The sequence below is a fragment of the Pseudomonas sp. GW821-FHT09C09 genome (assembly GCF_059418105.1).
Genome location: NZ_JBWKPF010000004.1, coordinates 159,091 through 176,057, shown reverse-complemented (window position 1 = coordinate 176,057; position 16,967 = coordinate 159,091). Strand labels below are relative to the sequence as shown.

Below are 16,967 nucleotides of genomic sequence, written 5' to 3'. Positions count from 1 at the left end.
GCCTTGCACCTCTTCTGTCCCTTCTCTACAATTGCGCCCCTTGCTGTGACGGCAGGCACCCATGTGCCCCGCGCCGGCAAGTCCATAAGTGTCATTCACTCCTTGTCTGACCGTTTTTGAGCGGCAGGCTACAACCCGTAAGGAGCATTCATGCGTCATTACGAAATCATCTTTCTGGTCCACCCTGACCAGAGCGAGCAAGTCGGCGGCATGGTTGAGCGTTACACCAAGCTGATCGAAGAAGACGGCGGCAAAATCCACCGTCTGGAAGACTGGGGCCGTCGTCAACTGGCCTACGCAATCAACAATGTTCACAAGGCTCACTACGTGATGCTGAACGTTGAGTGCACCGGCAAGGCCCTGGCCGAGCTGGAAGACAACTTCCGCTACAACGATGCTGTGATCCGTAACCTGGTCATCCGTCGCGACGAAGCCGTTACCGGCCAGTCCGAGATGCTCAAGGCTGAAGAAAACCGCAGTGAGCGCCGTGAGCGTCGCGAACGTCCTGAGCACGATGGCAGCGCCGATGGCGATGACAGCGATAGCGACAGCGACAACAGCGATAACGCTGACGAGTAATCCACGGACCTTTTAAGGAGCCTATCAAATGGCACGTTTCTTCCGTCGTCGTAAATTCTGCCGCTTCACCGCTGAAGACGTGAAGGAGATCGACTACAAAGATCTCAACACTCTGAAAGCCTACGTATCCGAGACCGGCAAAATCGTTCCAAGCCGCATCACCGGTACCAAAGCTCGTTATCAGCGTCAGCTGGCCACCGCTATCAAGCGCGCCCGCTTCCTGGCCCTGCTGGCCTACACCGACAGCCACGGCCGCTGAGACCGGGTAGTCGACAAGTAAGTAAGGGATCGAATGCATGCGTGCCTTGGCTGAATTCATCATGCGGGGGCGTATGCAGGCCACGCTGGTCGTGGCCGGATCTGCGGCATTGCCGCTGTTGTTCTGGTTGAGTGCCGCTGCAGGTTGCCTTGTGCTCCTGCGGCGCGGTTCGGACGCCTTGAGCGTCCTGGGTGTGGGAGTGTTGTCAGCGTTGGTGAGCTGGCACTACCTCAAAGACCCGACGGCACTGATTGTGCTGCTCGGGGCTTGCGGTCTGGCGCTGGTTTTACGCGCCGAACACACCTGGAATCGCGTGCTGCTGGTCAGCGTGGCCGTGGGATTGTTGATTGCCGTGAGCCTGGGGACCGTTTTCGGTTCCTTCACCGAAGCGCTGGCGCAGACGTTTGAACAAGTCTTGCCGCTGGCGATGGGTGAGGTCTACGAGAAATTCTCGGCAGACCAGAAGGCGATTCTCACGGGATTGGCGGTTCCACTGTCGATCATTTCGACAGCGGTGTCGTTGCAGGTCTTTAGCGTGCTGTGCCTGATTCTTGGGCGCTACTGGCAGGCGTTGTTGTATAACCCCGGCGGTTTCGGTCGCGAGTTTCGCGCCATCCGACTGCCGAAAGGCGTTGCGCTGTCGCTTCTGGCCGTCATGTGTGTGGCACCGTTCTTCGGTCTGCACGCACTGGTTCTGTTGCCGTTGTGCAGCGTGCCGCTGTTCTTCGCCGGTCTGGCCCTGGTTCACGGGCTGGTGGCGCAGAAACGGCTGGCCGGCTTCTGGCTGGTGGGGATATACGTCACGCTCGTGCCTTTCATGCACTTGCTCGGTCCGTTGCTTGTGGTTTTGGCCATTGTCGACAGCCTGATTGATTTTCGCGGTCGTCACGTGTCGAAAGACACCGATAACGCGAACGGTGAAGGTTAAAAGTTAAGAGGATTTCCACATGCAACTGATCCTTCTGGAAAAAATCGCCAACCTGGGCAACCTGGGCGACAAAGTAAACGTTAAGGCCGGTTACGGCCGTAACTACCTGCTGCCTTTCGGCAAAGCCACCGCTGCGACCGCTGCCAACCTGGCTGCGTTCGAAGAGCGTCGTGCTGAGCTGGAAAAAGCCGCTGCCGACCGTAAAGCATCGGCTGAAAGCCGTGCTGCCCAACTGGCCGAGCTGGAAGTGACCATCACTGCCACCGCTGGCGACGAAGGCAAGCTGTTCGGTTCGATCGGTACTCACGACATCGCTGACGCACTGACCGCCTCCGGCGTTGAAGTTGCAAAAAGCGAAGTTCGTCTGCCGAACGGCACCATCCGCAACGTGGGTGAATTCGACGTGGCTGTGCACCTGCACGCCGAAGTTGAAGCCACCGTACGCGTTGTCGTGGTAGCAGCTTAAGCAACACCCTGATCGACTGGCGGCTTGTCCGTCAGACGGTTAACATCGGGCACGATCCTGTCTACAGGTCGTGCCCTTTGTCTTTCTGCAATCCCTGCTTTTCCTGAATAAAAAGTGGCCATGAACGAAATCTCCGCTCCCGAGCAATACGATCTGCAAACCGCCGCGCTGAAGGTGCCGCCGCATTCCATCGAGGCCGAACAGGCCGTGCTCGGTGGTCTGATGCTGGACAACAACGCCTGGGAACGCGTGCTCGATCAAGTCTCCGACGGCGATTTCTACCGGCATGACCACCGTCTGATTTTCCGCGCGATCGCCAAACTGGCCGATCAGAACTCGCCGATCGACGTCGTGACCCTTGCCGAGCAACTGGACAAGGAAGGTCAGACCTCGCAAGTCGGCGGCCTCGGATACCTCGGCGAACTGGCGAAAAACACGCCGTCCGTCGCCAACATCAAGGCCTATGCGCAGATCGTCCGCCAGCGTGCGACGTTGCGTCAGTTGATCGGCATCAGCACCGAAATTGCCGACAGCGCCTTCAACCCTGAAGGTCGCACCGCCGAGGAAATCCTCGACGAAGCCGAACGGCAGATTTTCGCGATTGCCGAGGCCCGGCCAAAAACCGGCGGCCCGGTGGGTGTGAATGACCTGCTGACCAAGGCCATCGACCGTATCGACACCCTGTTCAACACCGCTGACGCGATCACGGGCCTGTCCACTGGTTACACCGATCTCGACGAGAAGACCAGCGGCTTGCAACCGTCTGACCTGATCATCGTCGCCGGTCGTCCGTCGATGGGTAAGACGACTTTTGCGATGAACCTGGTGGAAAATGCCGTGTTGCGCAGCGACAAGGTGGTGCTGGTGTACTCCCTCGAGATGCCAGGCGAATCGCTGATCATGCGTATGCTGTCGTCCCTCGGCCGCATCGACCAGACCAAGGTGCGTTCCGGTCAGCTGGAAGACGACGACTGGCCGCGCCTGACCTCGGCGGTCAACCTGCTCAACGACCGCAAGCTGTTCATCGATGACACCGCCGGCATCAGCCCGTCGGAGATGCGTGCCCGGACCCGGCGTCTGGTGCGCGAGCACGGTGACATCGGCCTGATCATGATCGACTACCTGCAGCTGATGCAGATCCCGGGTTCCAGCGGTGACAACCGGACCAACGAGATTTCCGAGATCTCCCGATCCCTGAAAGCCCTGGCCAAGGAATTCAACTGCCCGGTGGTGGCTCTGTCGCAGCTCAACCGTTCCCTGGAACAACGTCCCAACAAGCGCCCGGTGAACTCCGACTTGCGGGAATCCGGAGCGATCGAGCAGGACGCCGACGTGATCATGTTCGTGTACCGGGACGAGGTGTATCACCCGGAAACCGAGCACAAAGGCATCGCCGAAATCATCATCGGCAAACAGCGGAACGGCCCGATCGGCTTTATCCGCCTGGCCTTCATCGGCAAGTACACACGCTTCGAAAACCTCGCGCCGGGCAGCTATAACTTCGACGACGACGAGTAAGTCCGTCCTCGTCTGACAGCCCCTGATATTTCCGACCACAGCCGTCGGAATTGGTCATTTTTTGTGCTATATTCCGCGCCCGCGATTTTGCACCTCAACACCGGTCATCGACATGCAAGCAGCCAAGCCGTTATTTGACTATCCAAAATACTGGGCCGAATGTTTCGGGCCAGCGCCATTCCTGCCGATGAGCAGGGAGGAGATGGATCAGCTCGGCTGGGATTCCTGCGACATCATCATTGTCACGGGTGATGCCTACGTCGATCACCCGTCGTTCGGCATGGCGATCATCGGCCGGCTGCTGGAGTCCCAGGGCTTCCGCGTCGGGATCATTGCCCAGCCGAACTGGCAGTCCAAAGACGACTTCATGAAGCTCGGCGAGCCGAACCTGTTCTTCGGCGTCGCGGCCGGCAACATGGACTCGATGATCAACCGCTACACCGCGGACAAGAAAATCCGTTCCGACGACGCCTACACCCCGGGTGGCATGGCCGGCAAGCGTCCGGATCGCGCGAGCCTGGTCTACAGCCAGCGCTGCAAGGAAGCCTACAAGCATGTGCCGATCGTGCTCGGCGGCATCGAAGCCTCCCTGCGCCGCATCGCCCACTACGACTACTGGCAGGATCGTGTGCGCAATTCGATCCTGATCGACGCCAGTGCCGACATCCTGCTGTACGGCAACGCCGAGCGCGCGATCGTCGAAGTCGCCCAGCGTCTGTCTTACGGTCACAAGATCGAAGACATCACCGATGTACGCGGCACCGCGTTCATCCGTCGTGACACGCCGGCGGGCTGGTACGAAGTCGATTCCACACGCATCGACCGTCCGGGCAAGATCGACAAGATCATCAACCCGTACGTCAACACCCAGGACACTCAGGCTTGTGCGATCGAGCAGGAGAAAGGTCCGGTTGAAGATCCGGAAGAAGCCAAGGTCGTGCAGATCCTGGCCAGCCCGAAGATGACGCGCGACAAGACCGTGATCCGCCTGCCGTCGATGGAAAAGGTGCGTAACGACCCGGTCCTGTACGCCCACGCCAACCGCGTGCTGCACCTGGAAACCAACCCGGGCAACGCCCGTGCGCTGGTGCAGAAGCATGGCGAGATCGACGTCTGGTTCAACCCGCCGCCGATTCCGATGACCACTGAAGAAATGGACTACGTGTTCGGCATGCCTTACGCACGTGTTCCGCATCCTGCGTACGGCAAGGAAAAGATCCCGGCCTACGACATGATCCGTTTCTCGGTGAACATCATGCGTGGCTGCTTCGGCGGCTGCACCTTCTGCTCGATCACCGAGCACGAAGGCCGGATCATCCAGAACCGTTCCGAAGAGTCGATCATTCGCGAAATCGAAGAGATCCGCGACAAGGTGCCGGGTTTCACCGGCGTCATTTCCGACCTCGGCGGCCCGACCGCGAACATGTACCGCATCGCCTGCAAGAGCCCGGAAATCGAATCCGCGTGCCGCAAGCCGTCCTGCGTGTTCCCGGGCATCTGCCCGAACCTGAACACCGACCACTCGTCGCTGATTCAGCTGTACCGCAGCGCCCGTGCCTTGCCGGGTGTGAAGAAGATCCTGATCGCCTCCGGCCTGCGTTACGACCTCGCGGTCGAGTCGCCGGAGTACGTCAAGGAACTGGTGACCCACCACGTCGGTGGTTACCTGAAGATCGCCCCGGAACACACCGAGGAAGGTCCGCTCAACCAGATGATGAAGCCGGGGATCGGCACCTACGATCGCTTCAAGCGCATGTTCGAGAAGTACACCAAGGAGGCGGGGAAAGAGCAGTACCTGATTCCGTACTTCATCGCCGCGCACCCGGGCACCACCGACGAAGACATGATGAACCTGGCTCTGTGGCTCAAGGGCAACGGCTTCCGCGCCGACCAGGTGCAGGCGTTCTATCCGTCGCCGATGGCCACCGCCACCGCGATGTACCACTCGGGCAAGAACCCGTTGCGCAAGGTCACCTACAAGAGCGACGGCGTGACCATCGTCAAGAGCGAGGAGCAGCGTCGTCTGCACAAGGCGTTCCTGCGTTACCACGACCCGAAAGGCTGGCCGATGCTGCGTGAAGCGCTGATCCGCATGGGCCGCGCCGACCTGATCGGGCCGGGCAAGAACCAGTTGATCCCGACGCATCAGCCGGCCACCGACAGCTACCAGAGTGCCCGTCGCAAGAACTCGACGCCGGCTGGCAGCCATAAAGTGGCGAAGGACGTGAAAGAGAAGACCACCAAGATCCTCACCCAGCACAACGGTCTGCCACCGCGCGCCAGCGACGGCGGCAATCCGTGGGACAAGCGTGAACAGGCCAAGGCCGCGGCATTCGCCCGCAACCAGCAGGCCGCCAAGGAGCGCAAGGAAGCGGCGAAAGGCAAAGGGCCGAAGCCGGCTCGCAAGCCGGTCGTACCGCGCTGAAACGCACTTGAGTGAACAGAACGCCAACCTTCGGGTTGGCGTTTTGCATTGTGCTTCGCAACATTTGCGTGCAACTGTGCCAAAGCATTTCACCGCGTCGCCCGATTTTGGTGCTGTACTGCCCTGAGCATTCCGGGAAAGCGCCGAGGTCCCTGCATGGCATAAGTCTTGCGCGCTTTCGAATACGCTTGGGCTCGCAGGAGGCACGCCGTGTCGATTCATGTCGCATTGCATCACGTCACGCATTACCGCTACGACCGCGCTGTCGAACTCGGCCCGCAGATCGTGCGCCTGCGCCCGGCTGCCCACAGCCGCACGCGGATTCTGTCTTATTCGCTGAAAGTCTCGCCCGAGCAGCACTTCATCAACTGGCAGCAGGATCCCCAGGGCAACTACCTCGCCCGACTGGTGTTTCCCGAGAAAACCGCCGAACTGCGGATTGAGGTCGACCTGCTGGCCGAGATGGCGGTGTTCAATCCGTTCGATTTTTTCCTCGAGCCCTACGCCGAGAAAATCCCCTTTGCCTACGCCGCCGATGAACGCAAGGAGCTGGCGCCGTACCTCGAAACCCTGCCGCTGACGCCTAAATTCAAGGCCTATCTGGACGCCATCGACCGCACGCCGCTGCCGGCGGTGGATTTTCTGGTGGCGCTCAACCAGCGCCTGAGCGAAGACATCAATTACCTGATCCGCATGGAGCCGGGCGTACAGACCCCGGAGCACACGCTTGAACAAGTCTCCGGCTCCTGCCGCGATTCGGCATGGCTGCTGGTGCAACTGCTGCGCAACCTCGGGCTGGCAGCGCGTTTCGTCTCCGGTTACCTGATTCAACTGACCGCCGATGTGAAAAGCCTCGACGGCCCGTCCGGTACCGAAGTGGACTTCACCGATCTGCACGCGTGGTGCGAGGTTTATCTGCCGGGTGCCGGTTGGATCGGGCTCGACGCGACCTCCGGACTGTTCGCCGGTGAAGGGCATATTCCGTTGGCCTGCAGTCCCGATCCGTCCTCGGCGGCGCCGATCAGTGGTCTGGTGGAGCCCTGCGAGTGCGAGTTCAGCCACGAAATGTCGGTGGAGCGGATCTGGGAAGCGCCACGGGTGACCAAGCCCTACACCGATGAACAGTGGCTGGCGATCCAGGCCCTTGGCCGGCAGATCGATGCCGACCTGCTGGAAGGTGATGTGCGCCTGACCATGGGCGGCGAACCGACCTTCGTCTCCATCGACGACCCCGACGGCGCCGAATGGAACACCGCCGCGCTGGGCCCGGACAAGCGCCGACTCTCCGCCGAGCTGTTCCAGCGCATGCGCAAGCACTACGCGCCAAAAGGGCTGGTGCATTTCGGTCAGGGCAAGTGGTATCCGGGCGAGCAACTGCCACGCTGGTCGCTGAATTGCTACTGGCGGCGCGACGGTGTGCCGATCTGGCACAACAACGCATTGATCGCCGACGAGCAGCAGGATTACGGCGCCACGGGTGAACTGGCCGGCCGTTTTCTGGCCAGCGTCGCCGAACGCCTGAAACTGCCGACACGCTTTGTGTTCCCGGCCTACGAAGACAATTTCTACTACCTCTGGCGCGAGGGCGCATTGCCGAGCAATGTCAGCGCCGAAGACTCGCGTCTGGAGGAGCCGCTGGAACGTGCGCGGCTGCGCAAGGTGTTCAGTCAGGGCCTGGACAAGGTCATCGGTCAGGTGCTGCCGCTGGCACGTACCGCCAAGGGCGACCAATGGCAGAGCGGACGCTGGTATCTGCGTGACGAGCATTGCCGATTGGTGCCGGGGGACTCACCGCTGGGCTATCGCCTGCCGTTGGGTTCGCAGCCCTGGGTGAAGGCGGCGGAGTATCCGTTCATTCATCCGAACGATCCGAATCAGGACTTCCCCGAGCTACCCGATACAGATCAACTCAATCGTCACGACGCGCCGGCTGCGGCGGCTGAACGGATGCCGAAAATCGACGAGTCCGCCGACTGGCTGACCCGCACCGCGCTCTGCGCCGAGGCCCGGGAAGGACGGTTGTATCTGTTCATGCCACCGCTGGAGCGGGTCGAGGATTATCTGGAGCTGGTGGCCGCCATCGAAGCCACCGCCGAGGAACTGCATTGCCCGGTGTTGCTGGAAGGTTACGAGCCGCCGAGCGATCCGCGCCTGAGTAACTTCCGCATTACCCCGGATCCCGGCGTGATCGAGGTCAACGTCCAGCCCTCCGCGACATGGGACGAACTGGTCGAGCGCACGGAGTTTCTGTACGAAGAGGCGCGCCAGACGCGACTGTCCACCGAGAAGTTCATGATCGACGGACGCCACACCGGCACCGGTGGCGGCAACCATTTCGTGCTCGGCGGGGCGACACCGGCGGACTCTCCGTTCCTGCGTCGCCCGGATCTGCTGCGCAGCCTGATCAGCTACTGGCACAACCATCCTTCGCTGTCCTACCTGTTTTCCGGTCTGTTCATCGGCCCGACTTCTCAGGCTCCGCGCGTCGATGAAGCGCGCAACGATGCGCTGTATGAACTGGAAATCGCTTTCGCGCAGATGCCGGCGCCGGGAGAAGAATGCCCGCCATGGCGAGTGGACCGGTTGCTGCGCAATCTGCTGATCGATGTCACCGGCAACACCCATCGTGCCGAGTTCTGCATCGACAAGCTGTATTCACCGGACGGCGCCACCGGGCGTCTCGGTCTGCTGGAGTTGCGTGCGTTCGAAATGCCGCCCCATGCGCGCATGAGCCTGGCCCAGCAGTTGTTGTTGCGGGCGCTGGTCGCGCGGTTCTGGCGCGAGCCCTATGCACCGCCGAAACTGGCGCGCTGGGGCACCGAGTTGCATGACCGTTTCCTGCTGCCGCACTTCATCGAGCAGGACTTTGCCGACGTCATCGTCGAACTCAACAATGCCGGTTATCCGCTGCGCGCTGAATGGTTTGCGGCGCATCTTGAGTTTCGCTTTCCCAAGGTTGGTGATTACACGGTCAACGGCATCGAGCTGGAATTGCGTCAGGCCCTTGAACCCTGGCATGTGCTGGGCGAGGAGGGCGCGGCGGGCGGTACGGTGCGTTACGTCGACTCATCGCTGGAGCGTTTGCAGGTCAAGCTCACGGGGTTGCCGCCGCAGCGTTACCTGCTGACCTGCAACGGTATCCCGGTGCCGCTGCAACCGACCGGGCGGGTGGGCGAGTTTGTCGCGGGTGTGCGTTTCCGTGCCTGGCAACCGGCCAATTGCCTGCAACCGACGATCCCGGTGCACGCACCGCTGGTGTTCGACTTGCTCGACACCTGGATGCAGCGCTCGCTGGGCGGCTGCCAGTACCACGTCGCCCATCCGGGCGGGCGCAATTACGAGACGTTGCCGGTCAATGCCAATGAAGCGGAGAGCCGGCGAATGGCGCGTTTCTTCCGCATCGGACACACGCCGGGGAAACTTCCGATACCGAATCTGACTATCTCCGACGAGCTCCCGATGACTCTCGATTTACGACGCTTTTGATTCGTACACGACCCCCGGATTTTTCGTATATCCGGGCGTCATGTGCCTGCGTTAGTCTGACCGTTCCTTGCTGGCTGCCGAGCTTTCCATGCCTGACCTGCTTGACCGCTACCCGCTGACGGCGGGCACCTATCACGAACTGCTCGACGCCGGCGGAGCGGTGCGTCCGCACTGGCAGCGACTGTTCGACCAATTGCAGCGCAGCACCCCGGCGCAACTGGTGCAGCGTCAGGCGCTGCTGACCCGGCAGATTCAGGAAAACGGTGTCACCTACAACGTGTATGCCGACCCCAAGGGTGCGGATCGTCCGTGGGAGCTGGATCTGCTGCCCCATGTGATCGCCGCCGACGAGTGGCAACACCTGTCGGCCGGGATCACCCAGCGTGCGCGGTTGCTCAATGCGGTGCTGGCGGATCTGTACGGGCCGCAGCGGCTGATCAGCGAAGGGCTGCTGCCGGCAGAGCTGGTGTTCGGTCACAACAACTTTCTCTGGCCCTGTCAGGGCATTGCGCCCCCGGACGGGGCCTTTCTGCATCTGTATGCCGTGGATCTGGCGCGCACGCCGGACGGGCGCTGGTGGGTGACGGCGGATCGTACCCAGGCACCGTCGGGTGCCGGTTATGCACTGGAAAACCGCACCATCGTGTCCCGGGCCTTCCCCGAGTTGTATCGGGATCTGAAGGTGCAGCACCTGGCCGGTTTTTTCCGCACCTTGCAGGAAACCCTGGCCCGTCAGGCACCTTGCGACGATGACGCGCCGCTGGTGGTGTTGCTGACCCCGGGACGTTTCAACGAAAGCTATTTCGAACATCTCTATCTGGCGCGCCAGCTCGGTTATCCGCTGGTGGAGGGCGGTGACCTGACGGTGCGAGATGCCACGGTTTACCTGAAAACCCTCAGCGGCCTGCGTCGTGTCCACGCGATCATGCGTCGGCTCGACGATGATTTCTGCGATCCGCTGGAACTGCGTACGGATTCGGCACTGGGTGTTCCGGGATTGCTGGAAGCGGTGCGTCAGGGCCGGGTGCTGGTGGCCAATGCGCTGGGCAGCGGCGTGCTGGAGTCGCCGGGACTGTTGGGCTTTTTGCCGAAGATCAATCAGTACCTGTTCGGTGAAGAGCTGATCCTGCCTTCCATCGCTACCTGGTGGTGCGGTGAGGCGCCGGTGCTGGCCCAAGCGTTGGAGAAACTGCCGGAGTTGCTGATCAAACCGGCCTTTCCATCCCAGAGCTTCGCCCCCGTTTTCGGGCGTGATCTGAGTGAAAAACAGCGCCAGAGTCTCGCCGAACGCATGCAGGCCCGGCCTTATGCCTATGTCGCGCAAGAACTTGCGCAACTGTCCCACGCACCGATCTGGCAACCCGAGGACGGCCAGTTACAGCCGCGAGCCATCGGCATGCGCATGTATGCGGTGGCCAGTCATGACGGTTATCGGGTGTTGCCCGGCGGCCTGACCCGGGTGGCGGCCGAGGCCGATGCCGAAGTGGTATCGATGCAGCGCGGTGGTGCGAGCAAGGACACCTGGGTGCTGGGCGACCGACCGCCAAGCGGCGAACAATGGAAGACCCAGCGCAATATCGGCGTACACGATCTGGTGCGCCGCGATCCGTACCTGCCGTCGCGGGTGGTGGAAAACCTGTTCTGGTTCGGCCGTTACTGCGAGCGCTGCGACGACAGCGCGCGGCTGTTGCGTATCATGCTGGCGCGCTACGTCGACGGTGATGACCCGCAGGCCCTGCAGGCTGCCGTGGCGCTCGGCGAGCGGCTGATGCTGCTGCCGGACGAAGGCGATCTGCCAGAGCGCTTGCTCGCAGCGTTGCTCGGCGAGGACTGGTCGTTCAGCCTGCGCTCCAACCTGCAACGCTTGCAGTGGGCGGCGTCGCAGGTGCGCGGCAAGCTCTCGCGGGAAAACTGGCAGGCGCTGGTGGAGTTGCAGCGCGAGGCGACGGAGCTGGACACCGACGAACCGGACTTTGGTGAGCTGCTGGATTTTCTCAACCGGCTGGTGATGTCGCTGGCGGCGCTGTCCGGGTTTGCCCTCGACGACATGACCCGCGACGAAGGCTGGCGCTTCCTGATGATCGGCCGACGCATCGAACGCCTGCAGTTTCTCAGCAGCAGTCTCGCCGGTTTCCTGCGTGGCGCCGGGGCGTTCGATCAGGCAGGGCTGGAATGGTTGCTGGAACTGGGCAACAGCAGCATCACCTATCGCTCGCGTTATCTGGCGGTGGCGCAGTTGATCCCGGTGCTCGACCTGTTGCTGCTGGACGAGCAGAACCCCCATGCGGTGTTGTTCCAGTTGAAACTGGTGACGCGCACCCTAAAGCGTCTGAACGATGATTTTGGTGTGCCGAGGGAGGCCGGGTTGCCGCAACTGGTCGAACGTCTGGCGCGCTTCGATCTGGGTTGCCTGGAAAATCCGTTGTTCGGCGAGTCCAGCGTGCATGCCGCCCTCGACGGGCTGGCGGATCTGCTGCAAGACATCGCCGACGCCAGCGGCCAGGTGTCCGATCGTCTGGCCCTGCGCCATTTCGCCCATGTCGATGATGTCAGCCAGCGCACGGTGTCCGTCTGATGAATGCCCATTACCAGATCCTTCACGACACCTGCTATCACTACGACAGCCCGGTCTCGCTGGCGCAGCAGCTGGCGCATCTGTGGCCTCGCGAATGCGCCTGGCAGCGCTGCACTGAACAGCAATTGCTGATCAGCCCGGATCCGACCACGCGTCGTGACGAGCAGGACGTGTTCGGCAATCCGCTGACGCGCCTGGCGTTCGAACGGCCTCACGATGAATTGCAGGTCAACGCACGGCTGACGGTCGAGGTGCTGGCGCGGCCGGCGCTGGATTTCAATCTGTCCCCGGCCTGGGAATTGACCCGTAATGCGCTGACCTACAGCAGTCAGCCGTTGTCTGCCGAATTGCTGGAGGCCAGCCGTTACCGGTTTCAATCACCCTACGTTCACTTGAAGCGCAGTTTCGTCGAGTTCTCCGAAAGTTGTTTTCCACCCGGGCGACCGTTGCTGCTGGGCGTGCAGGCGTTGATGGAAAAGATCTTCGACGAGTTCACCTTCGATGCCGAGGCCACGCAAGTCGCGACGCCGTTAGTGGAAGTGCTGGAGCGGCGGCGCGGGGTCTGTCAGGACTTCGCCCACCTGATGCTGGCCTGCGTGCGTTCCCGAGGGCTGGCGGCGCGCTACATCAGCGGCTATCTGCTGACACGGCCACCACCGGGGCAACCGCGATTGATCGGCGCCGATGCGTCCCATGCGTGGGTTTCGGTGTTTTGTCCGGTGCTCGGCTGGGTGGATTTCGATCCGACCAACAATGTGCAACCGGCACTGGAGCACATCACCCTGGCCTGGGGCCGGGATTTTTCCGATGTGTCGCCGTTGCGCGGGGTAATTCTGGGAGGGGGGAGCCATGATCCCGAGGTCCGGGTCACGGTGATGCCACTGAATGAGTGACGAAGCACACGGCAGGGGCGGGCAAGCCCGTTCCTGCCGGTTTTGCGTTCAGTGGTCCTGCGGTATTGCTCAGGCCTCGGGTGCCTGGTCTTTCGGTGCCTCAACATCATCATCGGTCGCCACTTCACCGTCAGGGTTCAGTGCCGCTTCTTCAGCCATCTGTTTCTTGCGCTGAAGCTTTTCCTCTTTCTTCTGTTCCTTGGCCAGGTCACGTTGACGCTTGGCGAAGGAGTAATTGGGTTTGGCCATGGGCGATCCTCTGGGGTCGAAGGTGAGGTTGAGCGGCGCGTATTCTGCCCTGTATCGGTGCCCGGGGGTTAACCGGGTTTCTGGTCGACCCACTTTGGCGTGACGGTCGGCTGCCACTGGTCGAGAGCATCGAGCAACGATTGCGGCGATTCACTCACTTGCAGCATGTCACGGTGCGGTGCGCGAACGAAGCCTTCGCCGACGATGTGATCGAGAAATGCCGTGAGTTTGCTGTAGAAACCATTCACTTCCAGCAGGCCCAGCGGCTTGCCGTGGTAGCCGAGCTGGCCCCAGGTCCAGACTTCGAACAGTTCTTCCAGGGTGCCGAGGCCGCCGGGCAGGGCGATGAACGCATCGCTGAGTTCGGCCATCCGCGCCTTGCGCGCGTGCATGCCGTCGACCACTTCCAGGCGCGTCAGGCTTTTGTGACCGATTTCCTTGTCCATCAGGCTCTGCGGAATGATGCCGATCACTTCACCGCCGGCGGCCAGCGCGGCGTCCGCGACAATCCCCATCAACCCCACGGCGCCACCGCCGTAGACCAGCTTCAGCTTGCGCTCGGCAATGGCGGTGCCGAGGGCGATGGCGGCTTCGGTGTACGCCGGGGTGGTGCCGGCGTTGGCACCGCAAAATACACAAACGGATGTGAGAGACATGCCTTCCTCCTGGGTCAATCCGTCACAGGGTAATGGCTGGCACGCCTCGATCCAAGGGCTAGACTTCGCGTTTCGGGGTTTCACAGGTGCCGCTGGCGCCACAGGCGTAGGCGGCGAGCAGACTGCACAACAGGCTGTTGAAGGACATGACTGATGCTCCAGTTGAGTTGAGCCCTGAAGATACGTCCCGGCCAAACGTCTGGCTGTTAGATTGTTTCGATGAGTGTCATAGCCTGAAAGTTGTATACAATTTTTGACTCAAGTCATAGGAACTTGCGAAGATTTCAGGCAGTCTTTCCACCATTCGTGTTTTTGTTAACCCTGCCTTGGAGATTCACCATGTTTTCCAAAGTTGTTGCGGTATCCCTGCTGGCGCTGGCCAGCAGCCAATTGATGGCTGCCGAGTGCAAAACCACCGTTGACTCCACCGACCAGATGTCCTTCAACACCAAGGAGATCGTGATCGACAAGAGCTGCAAGACCTTCACCGTCGAACTGACCCACTCCGGCAGCCTGCCGAAGAACGTCATGGGCCACAACCTGGTGGTCAGCAAGACTGCTGACATGCAACCGATCGCCACCGACGGCCTGGCCGCCGGCATCGACAAGAACTACCTGAAGGACGGCGACGAGCGCGTCATCGCCCACACCAAGATCATCGGCGCCGGCGAAAAAGACTCGCTGACCATCGACGTATCGAAACTGGCAGCCGGCACCGATTACGGCTTCTTCTGCTCGTTCCCTGGCCACATCTCGATGATGAAAGGCACAGTGGTTGTGAAGTAAGAAAACCGCAGTCCAAAAAAAAGCGTCCCGAGGGACGCTTTTTTCATGCCTTGAATTCAAGGCGCAAACGGCATGACCCGCTTGTGATGGGTCTTTTTGTAGGTGTTGACGATGATGTCGAACGCTTCCTGACGCACCGGCTCACCGTGCAGGAAAGCGTCGATCTCGGCGTAGGTCACGCCGTGGGACGCTTCGTCCGGTTTGCCCGGCGACAGGTCTTCCAGATCCGCCGTCGGCACTTTTTCCACCAGTGATTCCGGTGCGCCGAAGCTGCGGGCGATGGCCCGGACCTGGTTTTTCACCAGGCCGCTCAGTGGTGCCAGATCGCAGGCGCCGTCACCGAACTTGGTGAAGAAACCCATCACCGCTTCCGCCGCGTGGTCGGTGCCGATCACCAGGCCATGGGCCGCGCCGGCGATGGTGTACTGGGCGACCATGCGCATCCGCGCCTTGGTGTTGCCGAGCACGAAATCCACCGACACCGCGTGCTTGCCTTCGAAGGCTGCGACTTCGCTGGCCAGGGATTTCACCGCCGGGCCGATGTTGACGGTGTGGCGCTCGTCCGGGGCGATGAAGTCCACCGAGGCCTGGGCGTCGTGTTCATCGAACTGCACGTCGTACGGCAGGCGCACGGCGATGAACTTGTAGGCCTCGTCACCGGTGCGCTCGCGCAGTTCACGCATGGCGCGCTGGGCCAAAAGGCCTGCGGTCAGCGAGTCGACGCCGCCGCTGATGCCCAGCACCAGGGTCTTGAGGCCGGAACTGGTCAGGCAATCCTGGATAAAGGTGATGCGTCGGGCGACTTCCGCTTCGAGGGCCTGGTAATCGGCGAACGGCGGCTGAACGTTGAGCTGTTCAGCAATCTCACGCTGTACGGCTTGCATGAATTCACTCCTTGCTAGAAAGGCTGGAAACGGCAGGAACCTGGAAAACGTGTCGCAAATAGGCGACGAAATTCGGGTCTTTGCAGTGGGTCTTGCCCGGCTCGTCGGAGATCTTCGCCACCGGTTGGCCGTTGCAGGCGGTCATTTTAAGCACGATGCTCATCGGTTCGACACCCGGAATGTCACAGGTCAGGTTGGTGCCGATGCCGAAGCTGACATTGATCCGACCCCGCAGCGCCCGGAAGATCTCCAGCGACTTGGGCAGCGTCAGGCTGTCGGAGAACACCAGGGTCTTGCTCATCGGGTCGATGCCGAGCTTGTGATAGTGAGCGATGCATTTTTCGCCCCACTGCACCGGATCCCCGGAGTCATGACGCAAACCGTCGAACAGCTTGGCGAAGAACAGATCGAAATCGCCGAGGAACGCGTCGGTGGTGATGCAGTCGGTCAGGGCGATCCCCAGCAGGCCGCGGTACTCGCGGACCCAGCAATCGAGGGCGGCGATCTGACTGTCGATCAGTCGCGGGCCGAGTTGCTGGTGCGCCATGATCCATTCGTGGGCCATGGTGCCCAGGGGTTTCATGTCCAGTTCGCGGGACAGGTGCACATTGCTGGTGCCGACGAAACGCCCCGGGAAATCGTGCTTGAGCACGTTCACCACTTCTTCCTGCACGCGATAGGAAAACCTGCGGCGCGTGCCGAAATCGGCGACCTGCAACTGCGACAACTCGTCAGGCGAGGCGTTGGCGGTCAGCCAGTCGAACTTGCGGTACAGCTGCTCGCGAGCCTGTTCCAGCACGGTTTCGCGGTAGCGATAGCGGTTGCGCACTTCGCTGACGATCGCCAGCAGCGGCACTTCGAACAGAATCACATGCAGCCACGGCCCGCGCAGGCGGATGAACAGCTCGCCGTTCTCGATGCCGGTGTGCAGGTAGCGCAGGTTGAAGCGGAACAGACCGAGGAAGCGCAGAAAGTCAGGTTTGAGGAAGCTGATGCGCTCGAGGAAACTCAACTGATCGGCGCTCAGGCTCAGTTCGGCCAGACGCTCGACCTGGAAGCGGATCTCCGCCAGATACGGGCGCAGATCTTCACTGTTACGGCAACGGAACTCCCATTCGACTTCGACGTTGGGGTAGTTGTGCAGCACCGCCTGCATCATCGTCAGTTTGTAGAAGTCGGTGTCGAGCAGGTTCTGCACGATGCGATCGGCAAACACACTCTCGCTCATAACGGGGTCTCCAGGCGGGCCGCGCGTTGGCGCGG

Annotated in this window: 14 protein-coding genes; 10 read left to right on the top strand and 4 right to left on the bottom strand. The window is 61.4% G+C overall.

Features of this window, described 5'->3' with window-relative positions:
* The first annotated feature begins 150 nt into the window (after positions 1 to 150).
* The 9 genes from rpsF to AC07NR_RS14315 all read left to right on the top strand — a co-directional run bounded on the left by rpsF (position 151) and on the right by AC07NR_RS14315 (position 13,129).
* Positions 151 to 579 carry a 30S ribosomal protein S6 gene (rpsF, locus tag AC07NR_RS14355; protein WP_007950702.1) on the top strand — a complete coding sequence of 143 codons (429 nt, stop codon included), beginning with the start codon at positions 151 to 153 and terminating at the stop codon, positions 577 to 579.
* A 28-nt stretch (positions 580 to 607) separates the two neighbouring features.
* The gene (gene rpsR, locus AC07NR_RS14350; RefSeq protein WP_002551829.1) at positions 608 to 838 is read left to right on the top strand and encodes a 30S ribosomal protein S18; all 231 of its coding nucleotides are present in this window, start codon (positions 608 to 610) and stop codon (positions 836 to 838) included.
* A 37-nt stretch (positions 839 to 875) separates the two neighbouring features.
* Positions 876 to 1,766 carry a YybS family protein gene (locus AC07NR_RS14345; RefSeq protein WP_085711164.1) on the top strand — a complete coding sequence of 297 codons (891 nt, stop codon included), beginning with the start codon at positions 876 to 878 and terminating at the stop codon, positions 1,764 to 1,766.
* Between the two features lie 19 nt (positions 1,767 to 1,785).
* Positions 1,786 to 2,232 (top strand): 50S ribosomal protein L9, encoded by a 447-nt coding sequence (gene rplI, locus AC07NR_RS14340; protein WP_003186385.1) that lies wholly within the window; start codon positions 1,786 to 1,788, stop codon positions 2,230 to 2,232.
* Positions 2,233 to 2,352: 120 nt separating this feature from the next.
* On the top strand, positions 2,353 to 3,750 hold the full coding sequence (dnaB, locus tag AC07NR_RS14335) for a replicative DNA helicase (RefSeq protein WP_495078818.1): 1,398 nt from the start codon (positions 2,353 to 2,355) through the stop codon (positions 3,748 to 3,750).
* A 112-nt stretch (positions 3,751 to 3,862) separates the two neighbouring features.
* Positions 3,863 to 6,175, top strand: coding sequence for a YgiQ family radical SAM protein (locus AC07NR_RS14330; protein WP_495078817.1), 2,313 nt, complete (start codon positions 3,863 to 3,865; stop codon positions 6,173 to 6,175).
* 210 nt (positions 6,176 to 6,385) lie between these two features.
* Complete coding sequence (locus AC07NR_RS14325) at positions 6,386 to 9,661, top strand: transglutaminase family protein (RefSeq protein ID WP_495078816.1); 3,276 nt, start codon at positions 6,386 to 6,388, stop codon at positions 9,659 to 9,661.
* A gap of 88 nt (positions 9,662 to 9,749) precedes the next feature.
* A complete protein-coding gene (locus AC07NR_RS14320) occupies positions 9,750 to 12,236 on the top strand; it encodes a circularly permuted type 2 ATP-grasp protein (protein WP_495078815.1) in 2,487 nt (828 codons plus the stop codon).
* A complete protein-coding gene (locus AC07NR_RS14315; RefSeq protein WP_495078814.1) occupies positions 12,236 to 13,129 on the top strand; it encodes a transglutaminase family protein in 894 nt (297 codons plus the stop codon). The genes AC07NR_RS14320 and AC07NR_RS14315 overlap by 1 nt, the downstream gene beginning before the upstream one ends.
* A 69-nt stretch (positions 13,130 to 13,198) precedes the next feature.
* On the opposite strand, the gene AC07NR_RS14310 is transcribed toward AC07NR_RS14315, so the two are convergent.
* Both AC07NR_RS14310 and AC07NR_RS14305 read right to left on the bottom strand, forming a co-directional pair.
* Positions 13,199 to 13,378: a hypothetical protein gene (locus tag AC07NR_RS14310; protein ID WP_085701299.1), complete on the bottom strand. Its 180-nt coding sequence runs from the start codon at positions 13,376 to 13,378 to the stop codon at positions 13,199 to 13,201.
* A gap of 68 nt (positions 13,379 to 13,446) precedes the next feature.
* Positions 13,447 to 14,034, bottom strand: coding sequence for a cytokinin riboside 5'-monophosphate phosphoribohydrolase (locus AC07NR_RS14305; RefSeq protein WP_085711171.1), 588 nt, complete (start codon positions 14,032 to 14,034; stop codon positions 13,447 to 13,449).
* Positions 14,035 to 14,373: 339 nt separating this feature from the next.
* Between AC07NR_RS14305 and azu the strand changes: the two genes are divergently transcribed.
* Complete coding sequence (gene azu / locus AC07NR_RS14300) at positions 14,374 to 14,820, top strand: azurin (RefSeq protein WP_065258792.1); 447 nt, start codon at positions 14,374 to 14,376, stop codon at positions 14,818 to 14,820.
* Between the two features lie 56 nt (positions 14,821 to 14,876).
* On the opposite strand, the gene nadE is transcribed toward azu, so the two are convergent.
* Both nadE and pncB read right to left on the bottom strand, forming a co-directional pair.
* On the bottom strand, positions 14,877 to 15,704 hold the full coding sequence (gene nadE, locus AC07NR_RS14295; protein WP_007950678.1) for an NAD(+) synthase: 828 nt from the start codon (positions 15,702 to 15,704) through the stop codon (positions 14,877 to 14,879).
* Positions 15,705 to 15,708: 4 nt separating this feature from the next.
* On the bottom strand, positions 15,709 to 16,932 hold the full coding sequence (gene pncB, locus AC07NR_RS14290; RefSeq protein WP_495078813.1) for a nicotinate phosphoribosyltransferase: 1,224 nt from the start codon (positions 16,930 to 16,932) through the stop codon (positions 15,709 to 15,711).
* Positions 16,933 to 16,967 lie beyond the last annotated feature (35 nt).